The organism is Sphingobacterium alkalisoli (assembly GCF_005049105.1).
In the GTDB taxonomy this organism is placed as follows: domain Bacteria; phylum Bacteroidota; class Bacteroidia; order Sphingobacteriales; family Sphingobacteriaceae; genus Sphingobacterium; species Sphingobacterium alkalisoli.
In genome coordinates, this window is sequence record NZ_SUKA01000002.1 from 423,218 (window position 1) to 447,893 (window position 24,676).

Annotated in this window: 19 protein-coding genes; 18 read left to right on the plus strand and 1 reads right to left on the minus strand. The window is 44.3% G+C overall.

Annotation, left to right across the window (positions count from 1 at the left end; translation table 11 throughout):
• Nucleotides 1-137: 137 nt before the first annotated feature.
• Complete coding sequence (locus FAZ19_RS07515; protein WP_136820106.1) at nt 138-3,695, minus strand: chemotaxis protein CheB; 3,558 nt, start codon at nt 3,693-3,695, stop codon at nt 138-140.
• Nucleotides 3,696-3,931: 236 nt separating this feature from the next.
• Here FAZ19_RS07515 and FAZ19_RS07520 point away from each other — a divergent pair, with 236 nt between their 5' ends.
• From FAZ19_RS07520 to FAZ19_RS07605, 18 genes are all read left to right on the plus strand, one after another.
• Nucleotides 3,932-4,996 carry a response regulator gene (locus FAZ19_RS07520; protein ID WP_211245458.1) on the plus strand — a complete coding sequence of 355 codons (1,065 nt, stop codon included), beginning with the start codon at nt 3,932-3,934 and terminating at the stop codon, nt 4,994-4,996.
• Nucleotides 4,997-5,077: 81 nt separating this feature from the next.
• On the plus strand, nt 5,078-5,638 hold the full coding sequence (locus FAZ19_RS07525) for an AraC family transcriptional regulator (RefSeq protein WP_136820107.1): 561 nt from the start codon (nt 5,078-5,080) through the stop codon (nt 5,636-5,638).
• A gap of 201 nt (nt 5,639-5,839) precedes the next feature.
• Nucleotides 5,840-7,240: a F0F1 ATP synthase subunit beta gene (gene atpD / locus FAZ19_RS07530; RefSeq protein ID WP_136820108.1), complete on the plus strand. Its 1,401-nt coding sequence runs from the start codon at nt 5,840-5,842 to the stop codon at nt 7,238-7,240.
• Nucleotides 7,241-7,318: 78 nt separating this feature from the next.
• The gene (locus FAZ19_RS07535) at nt 7,319-7,720 is read left to right on the plus strand and encodes a F0F1 ATP synthase subunit epsilon (protein ID WP_244927453.1); all 402 of its coding nucleotides are present in this window, start codon (nt 7,319-7,321) and stop codon (nt 7,718-7,720) included.
• 13 nt (nt 7,721-7,733) lie between these two features.
• Nucleotides 7,734-8,057, plus strand: a complete 324-nt coding sequence (locus FAZ19_RS07540; protein ID WP_229707397.1) for an AtpZ/AtpI family protein — start codon at nt 7,734-7,736, stop codon at nt 8,055-8,057.
• A complete protein-coding gene (locus FAZ19_RS07545; RefSeq protein ID WP_136820110.1) occupies nt 8,047-8,358 on the plus strand; it encodes an ATP synthase subunit I in 312 nt (103 codons plus the stop codon). Before FAZ19_RS07540 ends, FAZ19_RS07545 begins: the two co-directional genes overlap by 11 nt.
• Nucleotides 8,348-9,028: a F0F1 ATP synthase subunit A gene (locus FAZ19_RS07550; RefSeq protein ID WP_136820111.1), complete on the plus strand. Its 681-nt coding sequence runs from the start codon at nt 8,348-8,350 to the stop codon at nt 9,026-9,028. Before FAZ19_RS07545 ends, FAZ19_RS07550 begins: the two co-directional genes overlap by 11 nt.
• A gap of 30 nt (nt 9,029-9,058) precedes the next feature.
• A complete protein-coding gene (locus tag FAZ19_RS07555) occupies nt 9,059-9,328 on the plus strand; it encodes a F0F1 ATP synthase subunit C (RefSeq protein ID WP_136820112.1) in 270 nt (89 codons plus the stop codon).
• 6 nt (nt 9,329-9,334) lie between these two features.
• Nucleotides 9,335-10,144, plus strand: coding sequence for a F0F1 ATP synthase subunit B family protein (locus FAZ19_RS07560; protein ID WP_136820113.1), 810 nt, complete (start codon nt 9,335-9,337; stop codon nt 10,142-10,144).
• Nucleotides 10,145-10,148: 4 nt separating this feature from the next.
• On the plus strand, nt 10,149-11,699 hold the full coding sequence (locus tag FAZ19_RS07565) for an alternate F1F0 ATPase, F1 subunit alpha (protein WP_136820114.1): 1,551 nt from the start codon (nt 10,149-10,151) through the stop codon (nt 11,697-11,699).
• Nucleotides 11,699-12,595 carry a F0F1 ATP synthase subunit gamma gene (locus FAZ19_RS07570; RefSeq protein ID WP_136820115.1) on the plus strand — a complete coding sequence of 299 codons (897 nt, stop codon included), beginning with the start codon at nt 11,699-11,701 and terminating at the stop codon, nt 12,593-12,595. The genes FAZ19_RS07565 and FAZ19_RS07570 overlap by 1 nt, the downstream gene beginning before the upstream one ends.
• A 334-nt stretch (nt 12,596-12,929) precedes the next feature.
• Nucleotides 12,930-15,338, plus strand: a complete 2,409-nt coding sequence (locus tag FAZ19_RS07575) for a TonB-dependent receptor plug domain-containing protein (protein ID WP_136820116.1) — start codon at nt 12,930-12,932, stop codon at nt 15,336-15,338.
• A gap of 8 nt (nt 15,339-15,346) precedes the next feature.
• Nucleotides 15,347-16,726, plus strand: a complete 1,380-nt coding sequence (locus tag FAZ19_RS07580; RefSeq protein WP_136820117.1) for a RagB/SusD family nutrient uptake outer membrane protein — start codon at nt 15,347-15,349, stop codon at nt 16,724-16,726.
• A 43-nt stretch (nt 16,727-16,769) separates the two neighbouring features.
• On the plus strand, nt 16,770-19,883 hold the full coding sequence (locus FAZ19_RS07585; RefSeq protein WP_169305601.1) for a SusC/RagA family TonB-linked outer membrane protein: 3,114 nt from the start codon (nt 16,770-16,772) through the stop codon (nt 19,881-19,883).
• A gap of 38 nt (nt 19,884-19,921) precedes the next feature.
• A complete protein-coding gene (locus FAZ19_RS07590) occupies nt 19,922-21,451 on the plus strand; it encodes a RagB/SusD family nutrient uptake outer membrane protein (RefSeq protein WP_169305602.1) in 1,530 nt (509 codons plus the stop codon).
• 17 nt (nt 21,452-21,468) lie between these two features.
• Entirely contained in the window at nt 21,469-22,101 is a 633-nt protein-coding gene (locus FAZ19_RS07595; protein ID WP_136820120.1) for a fasciclin domain-containing protein, read from the plus strand.
• Between the two features lie 69 nt (nt 22,102-22,170).
• Entirely contained in the window at nt 22,171-23,022 is an 852-nt protein-coding gene (locus FAZ19_RS07600) for a DUF5007 domain-containing protein (protein WP_136820121.1), read from the plus strand.
• Between the two features lie 5 nt (nt 23,023-23,027).
• Nucleotides 23,028-24,656, plus strand: a complete 1,629-nt coding sequence (locus FAZ19_RS07605; RefSeq protein ID WP_136820122.1) for a LamG-like jellyroll fold domain-containing protein — start codon at nt 23,028-23,030, stop codon at nt 24,654-24,656.
• Nucleotides 24,657-24,676: the final 20 nt, after the last annotated feature.

The following is a 24,676-nucleotide window of genomic DNA, read 5'->3' on the forward strand; positions in this document are numbered from 1 at the left end:
AATTTTGTGGTATTAATGCACGACAAAAATGCAAAGGTTTTGGTCAAATCACCATGATGCAAATCAAGGTGCTTGATGATTCTAATCAGCGAGGAGGTGATAAGCTGATAGAGCGTGTTGAAACCACGACCAAGGTGTTATTTTTTTGAGTTTTCTTCGCTTGTAAGAAGAGGTAGACTAAAGAAAAATGAGGAACCTTTATTAATTTCACTTTCTACCCATACCTTTCCAGAGTGTACTTTAATAATTTCAGCAGACAGATATAGCCCTAATCCAAAACCTGAAACAAATTTTGCTTTGCTGTTTCCTACTCTAAAATAGCGGTCGAATAGCCTTTTCAGGTTCTCTGTGCTGATACCTACTCCTTTGTCTTTTACGCAAACTTGCGCCATTCCGTCGTGCTCTACCATTGAAATTTCAATAACTTTCTGTTGAGGAGAGTATTTGATCGCATTGCTTAAAAAGTTGTTTAAGACCTGTGCAATTTTATCACGATCCGCATCGATGATTAAGTCCGGTCCATGATTGAAGATGATATCAATCGATTTATTTACCACGATAGTTTCTTCTATAACGTCGTCAATTAAACTGTTCATCTGAAAAGCTGTTCGATCGAGATGAATTTTTCCATTTTCAAAACTCGTAATTGTTAGAAAGCCATTGATCATACTGTTCATCCGCTTCATTAGAAGACTCACCTTGGATAGATAAGGCATAACGAGAGGCTCGTCTACCTTTTTTAGTCGCTGCGTAACTAATTGTATGTAAGCCTGGATAGTGGTAAGCGGAGATCTTAAGTCATGGCTCACCATTGCGATGAAGTCATTTTTTCGAAGTTCATCCTGTTTACGAGTGGTAATATCATTTATAATTCCTGTAAAATACATCGGAATTTTCTCGCTGTTATACGAAATGTTTCCTATTATCCTAGCCCAACGCAGCTGTTTATTGTTAAACTTTAGAAAGGGAAATTCCAAATCACATTTGTCACCCCTGCTAATACTTTTTTCAATAATTTCAATCAGTTTTTCCCTGTACGCTTTGTCAATACATTCAACGAAGTCTTCATAATTAAGTGCCTGCTCTGCATGAAATCCGAATATCGCCTTAAAGTGGAATGAAGTCTGGAACTCCCGTGTTTTAGCATGAATGGAAAATGTGCCTAGTTCGGCAGAATCTATACTCATACCAAGCATTTTGCTACTGATGTCCAATGCCAACTGCGCAGTCTTCAGTGCGGTAATGTCATTAAAGGTAATAATGGCACCGCTATTCTTTTCATCCGACTGCCGAACATAGGGCATGGTCATCACTTGATACCATTTTCCGTTATTGGTTTCAATTTCCTTGGAAATCACCTCACCGTTGCTCAGGACATTTTTAACATCCTCTATAAGGGTTTCAAATTTTATATTGGTGGTGATGTTACTTAGTGGCCTGCCAATATCGGATTCTAACAAATTAATCTGTTTTACTGTACCTGGAGAAAATTTCATCAGGAGCAGATCATCATTTATAAATAACTGCCCATTGATATTACTCCGGAAATAATTATTTAGATCATCATTGATATTCAGCAACTCCTTGTTTTTTAATTGATACTCCGAATTAATGGTGTCCAATTCTTCGTTTACGGACTGCATTTCTTCATTGGTACTTTGCATTTCTTCATTGGCAGAAATCATTTCTTCATTAAATGACTGCACATTTTCATTGGAAGAATCCAGTTGTTCGTAAGCAGAGCTGAGTTTCTCTTTTATGTCCCGTAATTCCTGTTCCAGATTAACCGTATACTGATCACGAAAGATAGTATCATCAAAAGCCATAATTTCTTCTGGCGAAGCTTCAAGCTGTTCCTGTGCTGTAAAGGTTACCATTAATAACTTCTGTTGGCCGTTTTTAGCTACTAGCGGACTTATTGCCAGGTTTACGTTGACCAACGAACCAGCCATATGGATCTTTATACCCTTTAAATGCGCTATTTCATTTGTCTTCAATACAGTATTACTCAGCGTACTGAACGCGATCGCTAATTTTCTAGGCAATAGCTCCTCCAAATTTGATGTAAAGTGCTTTGGTAGTAAATATTTGCTCGTATCTCCATAAGACTTTACCACTTCCTTGTGTTCATCGACACATATCACTAAATAGTCCTTTTCATAAGCAAGTTTGGTATGCATTAGTTCGCCAAGCGATGAGAGCGAATCATTTACAACTCGTTCATTACTGATATAATGAGACCTGTTTCTAACCTCTATGGAATCTGGCATAGAAAAAGCATCAAAGCTGACAGTTTTCTTTGATTTGATATTCTTGTATAACTTATATTGTTTATTGGCTACCGCTAGATTCTCTATGATGGGCATGGGATTCTCACTTGAACCCAGAAACAAGTAACCATCCATTTTGAGTCCAAAAAGCAACATACTAAAGATCTTTTTTTGCAATACAGGTGTCATATAAATCAGTAAATTACGACAACTGATAAAATGCATATTGCAATAGGGGGGATTTTTAACGAGATCATGTTGGGCAAAGATTGCCATTTTACGAATGCTAGGCTTAATTCTATAATGATGGCCTTCCTTTATAAAATACTTCTGCAATCTTTCGGCAGACATATCATTTGCAATATCCTGGGTATAAATACCCTTACCAGCATGAATCAAAGCAGTATTGTCAATATCGGTGGCAAATATTTTCACAACAATATGTTCCAGATCTCCTATCAATTGTTCGGCAATAAGGATGGCCAAAGAATACACCTCTTCTCCTGTGGCACAACCCGCTACCCAAATTTTTAGTTCTTCTTTGGGTGCGAGTTTTTTTAGCATACTGGGCACAATATTGTGCCCGATATAGTCAAAAGCTTCCTTGTCTCTAAAGAATGACGTCACACTGATCATGAATTCTTTGGACAGCGCTTCGATTTCCGTGGGGGAGATCTTTAAAAATTCAAGATACTTTTCTAGGCTACTAAAATCATGGTAGGCTGCTCGCCGTTTGGTACGCCTCAATATCGTAGCGTGTTTATAATCGGAAAAATCAAGTGGGGACTGCTCACTGATTAATTCGACGATAGCTTTAAGACTTAAAGCTTCTTTATCGGTTTCAATTTGTAAACGCCCCTCAGATTCTACATAATCTTCAATCGCGCCCGGCATCGCAGCAGGTTCTAATATGAGATCTACCAATCCGGTAGCTATAGCACTGGATGGCATGCTGGGAAACTCAGACGTTTCGGGATTGCGGGCAATCACCATTCCACCTGCCTCTTTGATCGCCACGAGACCCGCAGAGCCATCTTTACCTAAACCCGAAAGAATAACACCTATTGCTTTACCACCCCAATCTGTTGCTAACGAATTAAAAAATATATTGATCGTTAGATGCGGTCCTTCTGCTCCTCCCTTGTCCGTTAGATGCAACCTATTCGCTTGAATAGTCATGTATTTATCGTGTGGAATAAGGTAAACTTTATTGCACTCCACAAACTTACCCTCGGTAGCTTCTATTACGGATAGCTTACTATGTTTAGCCAACAATTCCACCATGCTGCTTTTAAAGGAAGCGGAAAGGTGTTGGACAATGACGTAAGACACACCATCTAATGGCGTATGATCAAAAAATGAATTGAGTTCAACCAAGCCACCTGCGGACGCGCCAATCGCGATTATATGTTTTGGCTGATTCATAGCCCAATACAGTTAGAAGCTATTTTTTTCATGAGTTGGGGAATTAGAAGGTGGTTTTGAAATTTGTTCATTAGTAAATATACGTAATTCGTAGGCGGTAAGAAATGATGATAACACAAGCGATTGATGACCGTGGTCATTAATTGCCGATAATAGATCAGTATTATTGAAACAAAGATAGGTTTTAGATTGTTATTTTTAAGGGATAGGTTAAACAATCTTAAAATCAATAATTTATGGAAGAGGCTATTGTGCTTAAAGCTAAAGTATTGGTCATCGAAGATCACGATCCGGTTAGGATAAGCATAATAGAGATGCTCGAAATGGCCAACTATAAAGTTTTCGAAGCCGACAATGGAAAACTTGGTATCGAAATGGCCTTGAGACACCGTCCGGATATTATCTTGTGTGATATTATGATGCCTGGGCTAGACGGCTATGGTGTATTGCACATGCTAAATAAATATGTGGAAACCTCTACCACTCCCTTTATTTTTCTTTCAGCAAAAGCAGATCACGCCGATTTGCGAAAAGGAATGGAAATGGGAGCTGACGACTATTTGACTAAACCATTTGACGATATGGAATTGCTCAATGCTATTGATGTTCGCCTTAGAAAAAAAGCTTATTACGAAATTCAACAAAAAAACAATGAATTTAAGAAGCTCCTCTCTAAAACAGATGGACTGACTGAATTTGCTCAACTCATAAACGGACATAAAAATCGTGAGTTTAAGAAAAATCAGGTTATTTATTACGAATCGGACTTGGGGCGTGGTTTGTATCTGGTTATAGAGGGTAGGGTGAAAACAATCAAATTGTCGGAGGATGGACGTGAATTGATGACAGGTATGTATGTAGAGGGCGACTATATTGGGATAAACACCTTTTTCAGTAATACACCTTATCGTGATACGGCAACGGCTATGGAGGATAGCAAAATTTGTATTATTCCGGTTGAGGAAATGGAAAATATACTTGGTTTATACCCCGAGGTTGCCAGAAAATTTATTCATCTGCTTTCAAATGACAATAGAGAAAAGGAAGAACAACTTCTTCAACTGGCATACAATTCGGTAAGAAAAAAAATGGCCAGTGCTATTCTTCGCTTGTACCGTCAACAAACTGTTAAAAATGAACTGCTTTCAATTGCAAGAGACGATTTAGCAGCTATGTCCTGTATGGCGACAGAGACCGTTAGCAGAACCTTGTCTGACTTTAGAGACGAAAAATTGATTGACCGTAAGGGCGTAATTATTACGATACTTGATCTTGAAGGGCTTTTAAAAATAAAAAACTAGGGGGTTGTCTATGTCTGGGCCACTCTTTTTATATATTTCATCTAACTTTTAGCTTTCTCTACTAGTTAAAACAATATTTTAATGAAGCTTTTTATCAAACATATGGTGAGTCTTCGATGTAAGATGGTCGTTAAGTCTGAACTAGAGAAACTAAAATTGCATTGTCTCATCGTTGAACTGGGAGAGGTTGAGATTAAAGAAGAATTGACTCTGCCGAAGCGTCGACAACTGCGGGAAGCTCTATTATCCTTCGGACTCGAGCTGATGGATGATAAGAAAACTATATTGATAGAGAAAGTGAAAAATATTATTGTCCAGATGATCCATTATGATAAAGAGGTTCCCAGAACGAATTTTTCAAATTACTTGACGAATAGGCTGAATTATGATTATACTTATCTAGCCAACTTATTCTCCGAGGTAAAGGGTATCACAATAGAGCATTATATTATTTCGCACAAAATTGAACGTGCAAAAGAGTTACTACTTTATAACGAACTTACTTTAACCGAAATTGCAGACCTACTTCACTACAGCAATGTCGCACACCTTTCAAACCAGTTTAAAAAAATAACAGGACTTACGCCTTCTTTTTTTAGAAAAATGAAGCACAAGAGGCTTATCGCCCTCGAGGATTTGTAAAAATAATTGACCATCCATCTCTTTTGTGAAATTATGTGGTACGGTCTTATCAATTAGCATCACTCTAATAATGTGTGAATTATGTAAGTTTTTTGTGCAGTTGTGTAACCCATACGCCTCTTACATTCCCGATCTTTGATTGACATAGGTGCGCAAAAATGGAATTCGCGTTACCAGCCTTGATGATAGAATAAGAGTTGGATGGATAAAGAAGCAAGCAGCAATTTTGGAAAAATAGTTTCTATAAGAGGAAGTGTGGTGGATATATTGTTTGAGGACGATTTGCCATCGGTGTATACGGTGTTGCACACCGGTCAGGAAAAGAATGTTCTTATTGAGGTGTTGATTCAGCTTGATTTAAAAAGAGTTCGTGGAATTGCACTGACACCGACCCAGGGGTTGTCAAGGGGTATGTTAGTGGAAAGTAAAGGGAAGGAATTGACTGTTCCAGTGGGCGGGGAAATATTGGGACGAATGTTTGACGTTTTTGGGAACACAATCGATAAGGGCGAACCGCTAAAAAGAATAGAACGACGTACTATACACCAACTCCCCCCTCCATTGATAAAACGTAATGCCAAATCCGAAGTGTTTATTACCGGGATCAAAGCCATAGATGTTCTGATGCCCTTGGAGCGTGGAGGGAAGGCTGGATTGTTTGGGGGAGCAGGAGTAGGTAAAACCGTGCTGCTGACCGAAATGATACACAATATGGTAGGACAGCGCAAAGGAGTGAGCATGTTCTGTGGCATAGGCGAACGTAGCCGTGAAGGTCAGGAATTGTATCATGAAATGAAGGCAGCGGGTGTACTCGATGATATGGTGATGTTGTTTGCACAGATGAATGAACCTCCAGGTGCAAGGTTTCGGGTTGGTCATGCTGCTTTAACAATGGCGGAATATTTTAGGGATGATGAGCAACGTGATGTATTGCTACTGATTGACAATATTTTTAGGTTTATACAGGCTGGAATGGAAGTTAGTGGTCTACTGGGGCAAATGCCATCAAGGTTGGGCTATCAGCCCACCATGGGAACTGATCTTTCAAAATTGGAAGAACGTATTGCCAATACCGATACGGGAGCCATTACCTCGATACAGGCAGTATATGTTCCCGCCGATGATCTAACGGATCCTGCGGCAGTACATACGTTTTCACATCTGTCTGCTTCAATTGTCCTGTCACGTAAAAAAGCTGGAGAAGGACTGTATCCTGCTATCGATTTGTTGCAATCCAATTCCAAAATGGCTACACCTGCTACCATTGGCTTGAGGCACTACAACCTTGCCCAAGAGATTAGGCAAACACTCGCTAAATACCAGGAACTGAAAGATATCATTGCTATGCTTGGACTGGAACAATTGTCTATCGAAGACCGTGATCTGGTTAACCGTGCAAGGCAGTTGGAGCGGTTTTTTACCCAGCCATTTTTTACGACTGAACAGTTCAGTGATATTCAAGGAAAGCTTGTCAGTTTGGATGATGCCTTGAATGGATGCGAACGAATTCTTGCAGACGAATTCAAGGGTGTGCCGGAAAGTGCCTTTTATATGATAGGTACTGTAGATGAAGCTGAAAGAGTAGCGGTAAATAATATTTAGACCATCATGCGCTTAATATGGTGACGCCAGTAAAAAAAGCTGGTTGTGAAATGTGGATTGAAGGAAAATATAGATCTAATGGAAAAAACGATGCAACTTAAAATATTACTGCCGTCACGCATATTTGCAGCAATAACACATGTGAAGCGAATTGTTGCGGAAACGGCTACTGGTCAATATGGTTTTTTGCCACAAAGGCTGGATTGCACCGCGGCTCTTGTTCCAGGAATCCTTAGTTACGAGACTACAGATGCAGATGTCGTCTATATAGCCATAGACCAAGGTGTAATGGTTAAAACAGGTGAGATTGTTGTGGTATCCGTGAGAAATGCGATAGGCGGAGCGCACTTAGGGAAATTACACGAAGCCGTTGATCAAGAATTTAAGTTACTCAGCGAAAATGAAAAGAATGTGAAGCAGGTAATGGCAAAAATGGAAAGCAGTTTTATGCTGCGATTGCTAAGATTCCAAGAGCACTAAAATGGAACAGGATGTGGATAACAAAATACGTGACCCCTTTAGCAAACTGGTGGCCGATAAAGAAAAAAGAAAGCTGAAAGCGCTTCGAAGTAAGGGTAATATTTGGTCTGGTTTGGGCATGATGGGCATGGTGGGATGGTCGGTGGTGGTTCCCGCTTTATTGGGTACATTGGGAGGTCTATGGTTGGACAAAAGGGTGCCTCAATCTTTTTCATGGACATTAACGTTGTTATTTGCAGGTTTGATTTTCGGGAGTGTAATTGCATGGTATTGGGTAGATAAAGAAGAGCGGGAAATAGGTAGAGATCATGACAAAGAAATAAAAGATGATGAATGAACTTTTTATTATAATATGGACATTGGTAGCCGGTTTTTTACTTGGGGTGCTGTTCTTCGGTGGCCTATGGCTTACGGTCAATAAAACCAGTAAATCTAAAAGACCTGGGTTGTTGGCTTTGGGTAGTTTTATGAGCAGGATGGTAATTGTTCTAGTTGGCTTTTATTTTATTGGTGCTGAAAGTTGGCAGCGAATGTTTGTCGCTTTTGCGGGTCTGATGATCGCCCGCGTTTTGATAACGAATTTTGTTAGGGCAAAACAATCAGATATCCAACGAAAGGAGGGTAATCATGAAATTTAGCCCTGACGATACGATTTTTTGGCAGAATGACTTTGTTACGATAAATCTAACCCTTGTTACCACTTGGGCATTAATGCTGATACTGGTGATTGGCGCAAAATCAATTACCAGTAAACTTACGAGTGGGATACAGATTTCCCGATGGCAATGTGTTGTAGAAATAATTGTAACTACCATCAACAGTCAAATTAAGGAGGTTGGTTTAAATAAGCCGGAAAAATATATTGGCTTTATAGGAAGCTTGTTCCTTTTCATAGCTTTTGCTAACCTGTGCATTATTTTTCCGGGATTTACGCCACCGACTGCGTCACTTTCTACCACGGCAGCATTGTCCATTTCGGTATTGCTGGCCGTTCCATTCTATGGTATTGAAAAGGCAGGTATTGGTGGCTATCTCAAAACTTATCTGCAGCCCACATGGATTATGCTTCCCTTTAACCTCATCAGCGAAATTACCCGTACGCTGGCATTGGCAGTAAGGTTATTTGGTAATGTAATGAGCGGCGGAATGATTGTCGCAATTTTGCTCACTATTGCACCGTTTTTATTTCCCGTTATTATGAATGTACTGGGCTTACTAACGGGGATGGTACAGGCCTACATTTTTAGTATTCTGGCAACAGTTTATATAGCTAGTGCTTTACAGGCAGAAGCGATCAAGCAACACTAATTATTTTATAGAAAAACAAAGGAGGATAAAATGGATAATACATCAGCAATTGCAATTACATCAATTATTATGGCTGGCTTTACAACCGGCATCGGCACTATGCTTCCAGCCATAGCAGAAGGAAAGGCTGTAGCCACAGCACTTAGTTCATTGGCACAACAACCAGATGCGTCATCAACAATAACAAGAACGTTGTTTGTTGGTCTGGCGATGATAGAATCTACTGCAATATACTGTTTTGTGGTTTCTATGATTTTGATCTTTGCAAACCCATTCTGGAATCACATTATCGCCAAATAACATATCATGCAAATTAGTTGGTTTACCGTAATAGCGCAGATCATTAACTTTTTGGTATTGGTATGGCTACTAAAAAGGTTTTTATATAAGCCTGTGCTGAAGGCCATTGACGATAGGGAGAAAAAGATTGTAGAACGTTTAGAGGAGGCAGAATTGCAGAAAACAGCGGCAAAAAAGGAAAAGGATGAGTTTGCAAAAAAGAATGCAGATTTTGATAGAACAAAAAGTGAATTGATGGAGTCCGCTGTTTTAGAAACCAATAGGCAGAAAGAACTGCTGACAGAGGATGCTTTGATAGCGGTCGATAAATTGCAAGCTAAACGGCAAAAGTACTTAACGGAAACAGCAGAAAAGTTTAGTATATCGATAGCAGAAAAAGCACAGCAGGAAGTTTTTGATATTTCCAGAAGAGTATTGAAGGACCTGGCTTCAGTTCGATTGGAAGATCAAGTGGCTAGCCTTTTTGTAAGTCAGATTCAGGAATTGGAGGGAGAAGCAAAGTCGCAGTTTATAAGCTCATTCAAATCTACTTCCTCTACTTTGTTGGTCCAAAGTGCTTTTGAGCTTACGGGAGGTCAGCAGCAAGGCATTACACAAGCCGTGGATGAAATCTTGGGTATAAAGCAAACTTTTCAATTCAAGACCTCTCCGGAGATGATCAGTGGGATAGAGTTAACGGGAAATGGCTACAAACTGGAGTGGAATATTTCGGCTTATCTCGATGCTTTACACAGTAGTGTCAAAGAAATGAGTAAAAGGGAAATGGAATCTGAACAGAAATCAGTAAAAGATAAAGTGAATGTCAACGGAAATTAAATAAATGATAGCGGATGTTTTAAATACAAGGGTCAATGATACGCTGGATAGAATAGCGGCATCAAGGGAAGAACATGTTTTCAAATTTTTACCGCGAGAGGTTGGTCATGTAACCAGTGTGTCCGCGGGAGTAATCACCATAGCAGGATTGCCGGGCGTTGGATTTGAGGAGCTGCTGGAGTTTCCGAATAAATTGTTTGGCATAGCCTATAATATAGATGAACATGAAATTGGTGCTATTCTTTTAGGCGAAGATTCGCTATTGAATGCTGGGGATGAGGTGCTAAGAACAGGAAGGGTAATGGATATTCCCGTCGGTGGAGACCTTATCGGTAGGGTAATTAATCCGCTTGGTGAACCAATGGATGGAAAAGGTACCATATATGCTAAAATACGGTACCCTATTGAACGCCCTGCTGCAGCGATCATGGATCGCAAGGCAGTCAGCGTACCTATGCAAACGGGTCTGAAAGTTATTGATGCATTAATTCCCATAGGACGAGGTCAGCGGGAATTGATATTGGGCGATAGGCAAACAGGAAAAACGGCAATTGCAATTGATGCCATTATTAATCAGCACGACAAAGATATGATTTGCGTGTATTGCGCTATTGGCCAAAGGGCATCGTCAGTTGCAAAAATAGTAGCTACACTTCAAGAGAAGGGAGCTATGGAGTATACCACCGTTGTTGTCACAGAAGGTAATAATGCACCTGGTTTAAAATATATTGCTCCATATGCGGCAACTAGTATTGCCGAATATTTTATGGAGCAGGGCCGTGATGTGCTGATTATTTACGATGACCTTACCAATCATGCGAGGGCATACCGCGAACTCTCACTTTTACTTCGAAGACCTCCGGGGCGTGAAGCATTCCCTGGCGATATTTTCTACATCCATTCGCGTTTATTGGAAAGATCTACTCATTTAAGTGATGAACTGAAAGGTGGTTCGCTAACGGCACTACCAATAATCGAAACCGAGGCACAAAATATTTCCGCTTACATACCTACTAATCTTATTTCTATTACCGACGGTCAGATTTATCTATCACCCAAAATGTTTGAGTTAGGTATTCTACCAGCAGTGGATGTAGGAAAGTCCGTTTCCCGTGTTGGAGGGAAGGCACAATTGCCAGCCTACCGCTCCGTAACAGGTGATCTAAAACTGGCTTATTCTCAATTTGAGGAATTAGAAAACTATGCCCGTTTTGGCACTCGGCTAGATGAAGCAACTAGGCATACAATAGCTCATGGAAAGCGTATTCGTAACTGGCTTAAGCAAGATGAACTTCAACCATTGTCCGTTCCCGAGCAGGTCGTACAATTAATTGCGCTTACAGAAGGCCTATTTGATCATATACCTCTTGAAAAGATGAAGGAAGCGGTAGCAGCATTAATGAATAGCATTAGCTCATTGCCTGAAGAACTCGTGAAGCATGTTTTTTCGGATAGCCCCCTTGGCCAGGAAGATAAAGTAGCTATCGTAAAAAACGCTAGTGATATACTATCAGTTTTCCAGACCGACCCAAAAATTATAACGAAAACAACATAATGGATACGTTGGAAAGCATACTAGGCAAGCTTGAAAGTGCAACAGATATACACTCGGTTGTAAAGACAATGAAAGCGGTGGCAGCTTCCAATATACACCAGTACGAATTGGCTGTGGATTCTTTAGGAGAATATTACCATACGGTTACGCTAGGACTTGCAGCTTGCTTTAGAGCTATGGAGTTCAAAGCGATTTATAATATTGATTTGCTGGAGAAAATGCATGAAGGCAAGATAGCGGTTATTGTATTCGGCTCCGATCAGGGACTTGTGGGACGATTTAATGATTCACTTACCGATTTTGTTGTTAAATCTTTGAATGATATGCAAGGAAATAAAGCAATCTGGGCGGTTGGTGAGCGGATACAATTGCTTTTAGATGATCAGAGGCTAAACTGTAATAAGCTTTTCAACGTGCCAAATACCGTTCATGCTATCGCATCGCTAGTCGGGGAAGTGTTGGTTAAAGCCCAGCAAAGCATGGAAATAGAAGGTATAAGATCACTTTATATCTTTCACAACAAACCTGAGACGCATGGAGGTTATACGCCTACCATGCAAAGGTTATTGCCTTTAGATGCCGCGTGGAGCCACACATTCCATAGAATGCAATGGCCAACGAAAAAAATACCTGAGATAGTGGGATCGTCAAAATCGACTCTACAAGCTCTGATACATGAATATCTTTTTGTATCCCTATTTAAAGCTTGTGCAGAGTCACTTGCCAGTGAAAACACCAGCCGCCTTAGCGCCATGCAAAGGGCGGAGAAAAATATTGATGAGCTATTAGACGATCTCAACCAAAATTTTCACCGACTTCGGCAGAGTGCCATAGATGAGGAACTTTTTGATGTGGTAGCTGGTTTTGAAGCCATGAATAAAGTACCTTTAAAATGATGATTGCCAAATCTGAATTCCTTAAGAAAATGTTAGTGTATACGAGGTTCATCGTAGCTAAATAAGACTTCCTCTCACACCTTTCTTGTAAATCTGATTCGTAGTAATCAGCCCCTTACTCCGTTAAGTTAATGATAACTTAATTTCGGGATAGTATTGTATTAATAAACAATGTTTAATATTGCTTAACATTTCAGCACGACAAATGGACAGACCTAGGTCTTGCTGATTATTGGAAAATAGTAATTATTAACACATATGAAATGTTCATGGCTCCGAAAAAGCAATACACATGAATATTCCATATAACTACTAAAAGTCAATTAATATACATATGAAATTATTACCGAAAGACGTTTGGAAATTTACCGTGGCTGTATTTGCTTCGTTCGCGGGGCTGCCCAGCATCCAGGCGCAGGAAATCTTAGTGCTGGACAGCCTGCCTGCAACAAATACGGCCAGTTTGGAAAATCTACTACAGGGTCAGGTCGCTGGGTTGCAGGTTAAAAGTTGGACGGGTACAGCGGGGAGCCAGTCGATCATTAATTTGCGTGGTCTACATCTTAACACGACCGATGAGTCGACCATGCCTCTTTTTATGGTAAACGGGGTGCCCATCATCGCGAATCCCTCTGCGGTGACCGGTATCAATCCACTGACGTATTACAGCGCCGAACAGATCGAGCGGGTAGAAATCATCAAAGACATCGATCAGTTGGCTGCACTGGGTGTACAAGCACCGAATGGTGCGATCAACCTCATTATTAAAGAAGGCACATCGGGGCCACTTCATGTGCATGCCCATGCCGCTGCAGGGGTGGATTATGTAGCCGGGTTCGATGCCGAAAAGGATGCCTTCTATAATTACCATTCGGCGTCGCGCGAGGCAGTCTATGCGAAGCAGTCGCTCATTCAACGGCAGCATATTTCGGTGGATGGCGGTGGCGATTACGGTTCATACCTGTTCGGGATGAACAACTATATGGCTTCTGGCGCGATCAAGGACGCGGGTTTCCAGCGGCAGAATTTATTCGTGAATGCGAAGTATAAAATTGCCGAGCCGTTTTCCATACAGTTTTACACGAACCTCGCGCTTGCCGATAGGGACGGGCGGTATGCAGGGCAGTACAACCGCGACCTATCCGGTACGGAAGTAGCCGATGAAGGCTTTTTTATGGACGATAATAAAAATGTCGGTCTTCTTTCATCCATGGACCTCGTCTATCGTTTTTCACCTAACTTCCATCTCCGTTCGGTAGCGGGCCTATCCTACGAAACTGCCGGAAGGGACCTGTATATTCCATCGAATATCTTGGATGGCGAGGTGCTGGCAGGTAGTGAGGCCTTTAAGCGACAGATGCTGAGCGTACATACCAGCCTGAACTACACGCACCAGTTTTCAGAATTACTGAACCTCAAGGTTACCGTAGGGAATCAGGTTGTCAATTCCGATTACCGGATTACAGCCGTGGAAGGCATGAAAGGCTTGGAAAGTGGAGGTTCGGATTATGTGAAAGTGGTTACCGGATACAATGCGAACCAGGCCAAGGCCTATTCGGACAGCGAACGGGAGAAGTTGCTTTCGTTCTACGGTACACTCAACTGGGATTATAAACAGAAGTTCTTTTTAAACATGGTCGCCCGTGCAGATGGCAGCTCGTTGTATCAAAATAAGTGGGCGTTTTATCCGGCACTAAGCCTCGTCTACGACCTGCGCGAAGATACGGATCTGCCCGCCCGATTTAAAGTCGGATATGGTAAGACCGGACAACGATCGGGACCGGAACAATATCGCGGGGAGCTCGTAGGCCTAGGAGATTATTACGGCGGCAATAAGCTTGGCATTACGCAGCTGTATGCACCTTTTACCGATGCAAAAAGCGTGGATATTTATCAATTTGATGCAAAGGTTGATGTGGATATACAGTCTTACCTGCGCATGGAACTGGGTTATTTCAATAAGCGGTACCGTGATTTTACCTACATGCGCTTTCTACCGAATATACAGGGGTTAGACTATGCCTTTGAAACGGGTGCTGCGCTGCAGTTGCATGGACTGGAAATGAATGTGCAGGGGCAATGGATACGCCGAAAGGCATTTTCTTGGGCCAGCAATTTGAATGTGGCAGCCTACCGAAATAGCGTAACGGAGCTACCTGCGGATCTGCAGCAAACCAGCTTAGCCCACCTTTCTGCTTTGACGACCGGCGATCGGATCAGTTCGCTCGTAGCTTACGAAGGCAGCCAAAGTCGTATCATAGGTAACAGCCAACCGGAGCTGTTTGGTGGTCTTACGAATGATTTACGTGTTGGAAAGGTAGCCCTTGGTTTTACGTTGACCTATAGCTTTGGAGCCGATGCGGTGCTGGAATCATACGAAAGTGCGTATGTGGCAGAGCAGCTACAGACCGGATTTCCAATGGCTACCGGTGAGACTGCGTTTTATTTTAAAAATGACCTCGGTAAGGAGAGCTTCCGGTATCAGGGCATCGAGCGCATAGAATCGGTGGATTTTGTCCGCTTGGGCAGAGTCGGTGTTGCCTACCACTTTGGCGATGACCTACAGAAATGGAAAATTAGAGATGCGGCACTGATCCTGACGGGCGAAAACTTATGGACCTTTTCCAGTTATTCAGGACTCAACCCGGAGGAAAATATAACGGGCATCCGTAAAGCCGATCTGGGCTACACGGGCACCGCCTTACCCGCGTCGATCGTTCTGGGCATGAAACTTACTTTTTAATACGCGATATGAGAATCAATTCAATAGGAGGTTGCGGTATCCAAAATACGGAGTCCTTCCAGATAAACGACATAAAAAATACGGTGATGAATAAAATAAAGCCTATAACATGGTGCGCGCTCGTAGCCTTGTTACCTTTCATATTCTCCTCCTGTGAGGATTACCTCACCATTGATGAAGTGGAGAATAGAACCATAGCGACTGACTATTACGACTCGCCACAGAAACTCGAGCAGGCCGTAATCGGCATCTATGTGGATATGCGACGGGCGCTGCTGCATAACCATGCCTGGTTGATGTACGGCGAAGGCCGTGCCGGTGATCTTACCCTGGAGCTGGATATGATGGATGATGTGGCAGCACAGCGATTAACGAACGGTACCTTACCGTTGAGACAGCTCACAGACTGGGGCTATTTTTATGATGCCATACAGGATGCGAACCACCTGCTCGAAAAATTAGGCCCCGCAAAAGGGGAGCTGTTGAGCAGCTACCAATATAATCTGTACCGTGGCGAAGCACTGGCGCTGAAGTCTATGGCGTACTTCTACCTCACCCGTATCTGGGGAGCGGTGCCTTCTGCGGAGGCAGCGGATCGTGGTACGTTACTGAACCAGCAAGAGGTGCTGACACGCTGTGTACAGTGGGCGGCAGAAGCAAAACCTTTATTGCCACGTCTCTTGTTAAACGACGATGGTATTGTCAGTACGGCGCTAACGGAGGTGCGGTTTAATAAGACTGCAGTAAGTTTATTACTGGCGCACGAACAACTGTGGCTGGGTAAAGGCCAGGAAGCGTATGACGGATTGACCGCTGTTTTTGAAGGGCAGGGTACGAACAGCCTTTCCAACTTCGGCTTGTCGTTGGGGAAGGATAGTAACCCTGATATCACGCAGCAACCGTACAGCGGCAACCCCATACACATAACCAAGGAAAAACTAGAGGCTATCTATCCCGTAGGGGATACGCGGCGATCGATGTTTACCATCCCGGCGACGGGAACGACGGCTTCCTTAATTGTTGCCAAACAGGACCTGTTAATGATCTATTCGACGAAAGAGATCAATCTGCTAATGGCGGAAGCGGCATGGCTCGCCGGACAGCTGGAGGCTGCCAAGTCGTATTTAACGATGGCGGCTGCGGGTGCGACGGAAAACTATGCACTGCTCACTGCGGGTACGTTTGCCGATGCCCTGCTACGCGAAAGGCACCGGATACTGATGGGGTCGGGGCAGCGTTTTTTTGACCTGATCCGGTTCGATAAGGTCGGGCAGTTCCTTCCTTCGTATACGGAAGGCGATTTGGCTCAGGGAGCGGCCTATTGGCCCTTGTCGGCGCAAAGTATACAAACGAATGGACTCGCGCAAAATGAATACTGGTCTAACTAAGAGATAACTGAAAGTGATAATTACGAATGTAACATAGATGCAAATGAAGGCAATAGTAAAAGGTATATATTTTCTGTTCTGGATGATGACAATCCCCGTACTCCTCATGGCGCAGGGGGTAAAGTCAGGGAAAGTCGTGGATCAGCAAGGGAACGCCATTGTGGGTGCTACCGTCAAGGTGAAAGGTACGACGCGCAGTGCAAAAACGGATGATGCAGGGGTATTTACCCTGATGCTCCAGCAGGGCGACGTCATCGTGACGAGCTCGGTGGGTTTTAAAGCTACGGAACGTGTTTATTCGGCTACCGACAGGCTGCTGATCGAACTGGAGGAAAACCAATCCCGGATCGACGATGTCGTGGTGGTCGGCTACGGTTCGCAGACTAGAAAGGAACTTACGGGAGCGGTCTCGACGCTTAAAATGGAAGAGAATACGGAAAACCAGGTGGCCGAGTCGTTTGAATCGATGATGCAGGGCCGCGTGGCGGGGGTGAATATCCAGCTGAATTCCGGCGAACCGGGTGCCACACCCAATGTGATAATCCGCGGGTTGGCTGCGGTAAGCCGCGACGATGGTTCGGCCATATCGGAGCCTTTATATGTCGTGGATGGCGTGCCGATTATCTCCCGTACGAGTGATGAATTTGCGGTGACCAGCACCAATGTACTGGCGGATCTTAACCCAAGCGACATCGAGGAGGTAACGGTATTGAAGGATGCCTATGCTGCGGCCATATATGGTTCACGGGCGGCCAACGGGGTGATCTTAATTACGACCAAGAAAGGGAAAAGAGGCAAGCCGCAGATCAATATCAACAGCCGTACGGGTATTAATTTTGTACCCCGCTTGCTGGATGTGGCAGGGGGCCAGAAAGAACGGGAACAGGTGGCCCGCCTATATGAGCTTTATGCGCCTTATGGTGTGGCCATGCCGAGCATGTACACCGATGTAACCAATCCATTTTACAACAACTCATCCGATTGGCAGGATTACCTGTACAATACGGCCGTAACGCAGGATTACAATGCCTCGGTACGCGGTGCGGGTGATTTTGGCCAGTATAGCGTAAGTATGGGATACTTGGATAACAAAGGGATCTTATTTAATACGGGCTTTAAACGCTATAGTACAATGACCAATACCACCTTTAACGCGTTAAACAACGCGCTGGTGATCAACAATACCTTAGCGCTGTCGCGTACGGATCAGACACGTAACCCTGACCCCTTCGCTACAGAGGATGAAGCCGAGAGAGAGAAGAATCCAACGGCGCTTTCTACGAATTACTCATCCTTGTTGCCGCTCCCTAACGATCCTATGGTGGCTGGATCCGAAGTATACGGTCTTGGAAGGATTGCTAATGTAAACGACCGTGTCCGCTTTAGCTCAGATGCTTCGCTGAAAATTCTGAAAGATCTGACCTATAAAATGAGTTTAAGTCTGGAATATACGCGGGCCATGAAAGACGAATTCAGCCAATCCCGTCGTACCTTATGGGGTACGAATAAAAGTGGTGTGGGGGAAAGCCGCAACCTGCTGTTTCAAAATACCCTTAATTATACGCCCCGCTTTGGCGAAGGTCACAACCTAAGCATTTTGGTAGGGCAGAGTGCCGAAAAAATGGAATCAAAAGTGACCAATGTGAGCAGCGTAGCCAGTGCGCCCTTGCTATCCAACAATGTGAAATGGCCTGGAGAAAATGATATCGGTACGAGCAACTACGGCGCGAATACCTTACTGTCTTATTTCAGCCGTGTGGATTATTCCTTTAATCAGAAATACCTATTGGGGGCTTCTATCCGTACGGATGGATCCTCCAAATTTGGACAGGCTAACCGCTGGGGGCTATTCCCTTCGGTATCGGCAGGTTGGAACTTCAACAAAGAAAGCTTATTTGCGGATTGGGAATGGTTGAACAACGGTAAAATACGGGGTAGCTACGGTCTTTCAGGTACTACCTGGGATGAGAATTACCTGGCCCTGGGCGTCATGAACGGCGGTTCGCTGGATCAGTACCAATCCCTCTTGCAGATTACATACGGAGGTATTGGGGGTTTTACACCGACCTGGTACAACGGTTTTAAAAATGAAGACCTCACCTGGGTGAAAAGCCAGATGGGCAATATCGGTCTAGATCTGTCGCTCTTTAATAACAAGGTAGAAGTAGTGGTGGACGTGTACGAGAAGTTGACGAAAGGATTGCTGTTAACAACTTCTTTGCCGACAACTTCGGGGTATAATGAAGTGTATCGCAATGCAGCCGATGTGCTGAATCGGGGAGTGGAATTTACGCTAAATACCAACCTGAAATCGACTAGGGATTTCAGTTGGAATATGGGACTTAATTTTGCATACAACAAAAACCGCGTGGTCGCCCTTCCTGATGGAAATGCGGATATCATCAAGATCGGCAAGTCTGGTCAGGATTTTGGTTCGATCGTACGCTCCGGGGCACCGCTTAACGGGTTCTTTTTCTACGAATCCCAGGGGATCTACCAAAGTGAACATGAAATTCCGATCGATGCAAAGACCGGAAGACGCTTAGTCGGCCTGCAGAATAAAAAACTGGCGGTAGGAGACCGGAATTTTAAAGATCAGAACGACGATTTTAACATCGATGTGGACGATCGGGTTTTAGCTGGAGACCCCAACCCAAAATGGACGGGCGGATGGACAAACGACTTTTATTATAAGGGCTTCTCATTTAACGTGGTGTCAACTTTCGTCATTGGTCGCGATATTGTCAATACCGAACTTCTGGATAGGCTACGATTTGGTAAGGACTTCGCCGGCAAGTCTTCGATGCCCGACTTTGACCGCTATTCCATCTGGGAAAAAAGCGGTGACCAGGCTCGTTATCCAACACTAAATCCGTGGAATGACGCTTCGCAGATCGTGAATTATGATTCGGAATATGTGGAAGATGGATCCTATTTCAAGATCAAATCGGCCACCTTGGCGTACACCGTACCGAAACTGCTGCTCAAGCGGATTCCGTTCGACCGGGTACGCGTGTACTGCACGGTAGATAATCTGGTGACTTTCCAAAACTACAGTGGTCCGGACGCAGAACTGGTTACACTCGATGGGTTTGATAATTCGGGTGGCTACCCGATGCGGCGGATGGTGTTATTCGGCCTTTCCCTGGGACTTTAAAAAATTGATGGTTTATGTATACAAATAGCAATACAGGTATGAAAAACAATATTTTCTTAGCGGCGCTAGCTGTTCTGATCCTGACGCTTTCGAGCTGCAAGGATTGGCTAGACGAGCTTCCAATTAATACGGTTACCGAAGATCAGGCCTGGCAAAATGCCAGCGATGCGGAAGGGGCAGTTGCGGCAGCTTTCTCTATCTTCCGACGTGGATTGTCTGGTCTCACCAAAGACGATACCCCATCCACCACACGCAACGGGTCTTGGGGCGACTATTATTTCTGGGGCGATGCCCGTTCGGGCGATTGGATCACGCCGAATAACGATGGCGACTGGCAGGCCGGATTTGAGAATCGCCTGATTGCCCGTACGCAGCTGGAACCCATGACGAACTGGCGCCTTTTTTACCGTGCCATTGAACAGTGTAACCTGGTGCTGGAACGCGTACCGGAGATCAACGATGGCTTTACCGAAAATAGAAAGGCGGAACTGCTCGCAGAAACTCGTTTTCTCAGGGCCATGTCGCACTTTTATGCAGCCCGCATATGGGGTGATGTACCGGTTAATCTGCAGGCACGCAACGTAGAGCCACTGGGGCGCGAGCCGCTTAAGGAGGTGATGAAGATGGTTGTGGATGAAGTCGAAATAGCGCTCCCTGACCTTCCGTGGGAATATGAGGATATGACGCGTAAGCTGTCTATGTCGCGCGGTACTAAGGGTGCGGCACTGGCTTTACAGGCTCATGCCTACATGTGGCTGAACGAATACGAACTGGCTTCTGATAAATTGCAGCTGATCATTGGATCGGAGAAGTTTGACCTGGCCCCGATTTCGGAATTTAGAAACCTCTTTGATAAAGGGGAATCAAACGAGGTGGTATTTCAGCTGTATTACGATAATCAGTTTGGTGAGTTTTCAGATTATTACGGTCATATTTTAACGTATTACCTGACAAATCCGTATACCGATCGTTCTAACCTTTCATTGGCGGTGCCGAAGTCAAAAATCCTAGAGATATTCCCGGATTACGCCCGCGATGGATCAGACAAACGGGTAGCTGAGTTTTTCCAAAGCATTGATTTCTCGGGTAGCGCAAGTGAACTGCGTCCGATCTTTGATGATCCCTTACAGAATGGGGAACGCCAGATTATGTTTGCCAAATTTAGAAAGGTCAAAGATCGCTCCTACAACCGGATGGATTCGCCTGTGCCGATCTTTCGGTATGCGGATCTGTTGTTACTCAAAGCGGAAGCAGATGCCCGCTTAAACCGTCTTGGAGACGCCATTACCTATCTCAACCTGGTAAGGGAGCGCGCAGATATTCCGCGCTTTACACGGGAAGATCAGCCCTTGTTGATCGAAGAGATCCTGGCCGAACGCCGACGCGAACTGATTGGCGAATACCACCGCGTATACGACCTGGTACGGCTGGGGCGTTTGCATGAATTCAATCCCTTCGTCAGCGAACAGGCCGAGAAAGACGGTGCCGGATTCTTCCCTGTGAGTGACGAGGCCTTTGCTAACAATCCGAATATGGAGCAAACCTACTACTGGCAGTTTAATCAATAACCACTAAAAATAAGGCTATGAAATTATTACTCTCACTATGCTGTTGTATCGGTATCCTGTTATCGGGATGCGATGATGCATATTACAATGATGGCGGACTTTTGGACAATCAGATCGGGGTATACGAAGGTACGACGATGAGCTACCTCGAAAGCCAACCGGCGCTATTCGATACCTTAACGACGCTGATTAAACTGAATAATATGGAGGAAGAGGTAAACCGCAAAGGCAGTACCTTTTTCGCGCCGCAGAATTATTCGATATACAATTACCTGCTGCTGAAATATCCTGATCCGGAAAATAGACCCAAAACGTTGGAAGCGATACCGGCCGGGGATATGGCAGAGATGGCAGAATACATTTCCGATTACATCATTCCAAACGAACAGATCGTACGGTCGGATCTTTCGACGGTGTATTCCTACTCGACGACATTAAGTGATAAAAAGGCGCGCTTTAATCTGGTGCGGGAAGATTACCTGGGTAATATCAACATGGGGGCTGCCTACATGATCTATTCGGTGAACATAAACCCGCCTGCTACGCCGGAGTTTTACTCGCCCGCGAAGGTTGTGGTCACGGATGTGGCAACCACGACAGGGACGGTGCATGTGCTGATTTCGGACACCCATATTTTTGGATTTAACTAACATAAACAGCAGATAGATCGGACTCTTGATGATGGTCATCATAATCGTTAAAAAATAAATTAAAGTCTAATGAAAACTGATATGCGAAAGCTGACAATAAATTTTATCCTTTTTATAATCGGAGCTGCATTACTGCCAATCGGTTGTACGGAGGTGCCTAGCTTGGGAAGTATAGCACCCGATGTTCGCTATAAGAACCGAAAACAGTATGCGATATCGGGTATGGGGCAGAATATCGGTGATTTTCTTTCCTCCAGCTCGACCCTGCCATTGAACTTTGAGATCGTAAACGTATGGGAGACCAATGGTCTTGAGATAACGTCATTCGATGAGGAGATAGCGGTGGTTTCCTATAACGCACCGATTGTAGGTGGCGAATCGGAAGAGGAACTGCGCCTGAAAACGGACACGGTCATGAAGCCGGCGGTATCGCTAAACCTATTTACGGGAAAGCTCGAAATCCTGGAGGGAAATCGTATTCCGGCGGGCGAATACCACTTTGATATCCGCGTATCCAACACATCGGGTAGCACCTTGTTGCAGGATGCAATTGTTATCGAGTTTAAGGAGTACGAAGTGGCGAGCTGGTCTACTGGAATGACGAAGGCACCCGAAATTGAGCGCGTGGCGGATGCGCCAAACCAGATTCGCTTTGTGGCGCACTTAGATGGTACACCTTTGCCCGGCGACCGCATTGATTTTACGACCAATAGGGCTTCGGGCTTTAAGGGTACGTTTGTAAACGATACCCCCGAAGGAGAAATTTGGAAAGTGAATTTTCCAGTGAAGTCTGCCGATACCTATTGCTCCTGGCAGATCATGGAAGAAGTGGGGGGTGTGGTCAATACCACATACGTTACCGAGAATATGAATTTTGTACTGGGCAGACCGGGAAGTTATGTTATCAAGCTTTTTAAATAATCGTTATGAACTATAGATGGATTTTTTGGGCCGTAGCGCTCTATATGATCGCAACGGGCTTTTCGTTTGCGCAGACGGCAAAAACGAAGAAAATATTGGTGATTGGCGTGGATGGTATGATCTACACCGCGCTAGATTATGCTACAACGCCGGGACTGGATAGGCTAATTGCCGATGCTTCCTACAGTAAGGAAGGATATGGCGGGCTACCCGCTAACTCGACAACGGGCTGGTCGACCTTGTTAACAGGCGTCGGCGTAGATAAACATGGTGTACGGCAAGCGAATTCCTTTTTCGGTAATCACCTCGATCAATACCCTTCGCTGGTAAAACGTATAAAAAACCAGCTTCCGGCTATCCGCATCGCATCTATCGTACGTGAGCCGGAAATCAATACGGTATTGAACAGTGATGCTGATTTGAAGTATAACCACGGATCAGATGTACAGGTGTTTGATCAAGCCAAAGAGGTCTTGGGGGGACAGTCCGCGGATGCGGTGTTTGTGCAGTTCAGCAGCCCCAAGGAGGTTGGCCTGTTGCACGGCTATCAGCTCCGAAAAGCGGATTATGTATTGGCCATCCAGCAGGTGGATACCTATATCGCGCAACTGCTAGATGTCATACAAAGCAGGGCAACGTATGCGGACGAGAACTGGGCGATTTTTGTCGTATCGACGCATGGTGGTTCGGAAAGCGGCCTGGCCACAAATAGTACGGTGGAGGAACTAAAGGTGCCCGTTATCTTTTCGGGGGCTGACCTGGATAATAAAGAACTGCTGACCACAAACATGGTCGCTAAAGAGAATAGCGATAATTTTCTGACAATAAACAAGGCGCCGACCGGCGACCGAACCTATGGACGGATTCCTATTGCGGGTACCGGTTTGCAGGGAATGGATAAGTTTACGATCGAGATGTGGATCAAAGCGGGTGCAAATTCCAGTGACCCATCCATTATGGGTGATAAAGACTGGGACTCGGGTGGCAATCCGGGATTCGTGATCTGCCGGAGTGGCTCGTCATGGAAGATCAACATTGCCAATACGCAACGGTCGCGCTACGATATCGGATCGTCTAAACCCATAGAGGATGGCAAATGGCATCATATAGCCGTGACATTTGATAAAACCAAAGAGTGTATTGTATACCAAGATGGCGAACGTGTGGGCGGAGCAGCGTTGACGTATAAGGAGACCGATCAAATGGCATCACCATTTAATTACATCTATATGGCACAGGAAGGAACGGGTACCTACGGCGGGGGAGCACCGAATTGGGCCGGGTCTTTTAATGAGGTGCGTATATGGACGACAGCTTTGTCGCAGGAGACCATAAAAAATTATATGCACCTGCAGCATATCGAGAAGAGCAACCACCCGCATCTGAACTTTTTAAACCTGTACCTGAAATTGGATGAGGTGAGGGGCACGGTGTTGACGGATTACAGTGGGAAAAATAACCATGCGGAACTGGTTGGTCCGGCAACGGAGCGCAAGCCATATTATCCGGTCGGTCTTACCGATGTGGCCGTCAACGTGCTGAGCCATATGGGTATCCGTGTCGATGGTGCATGGAACCTCGACGGAAGTGCATTGAAGTCCAATGTACCCTTCCGTTTATTTAAAGTGAACTGATTACATAATTTTTTAATCGA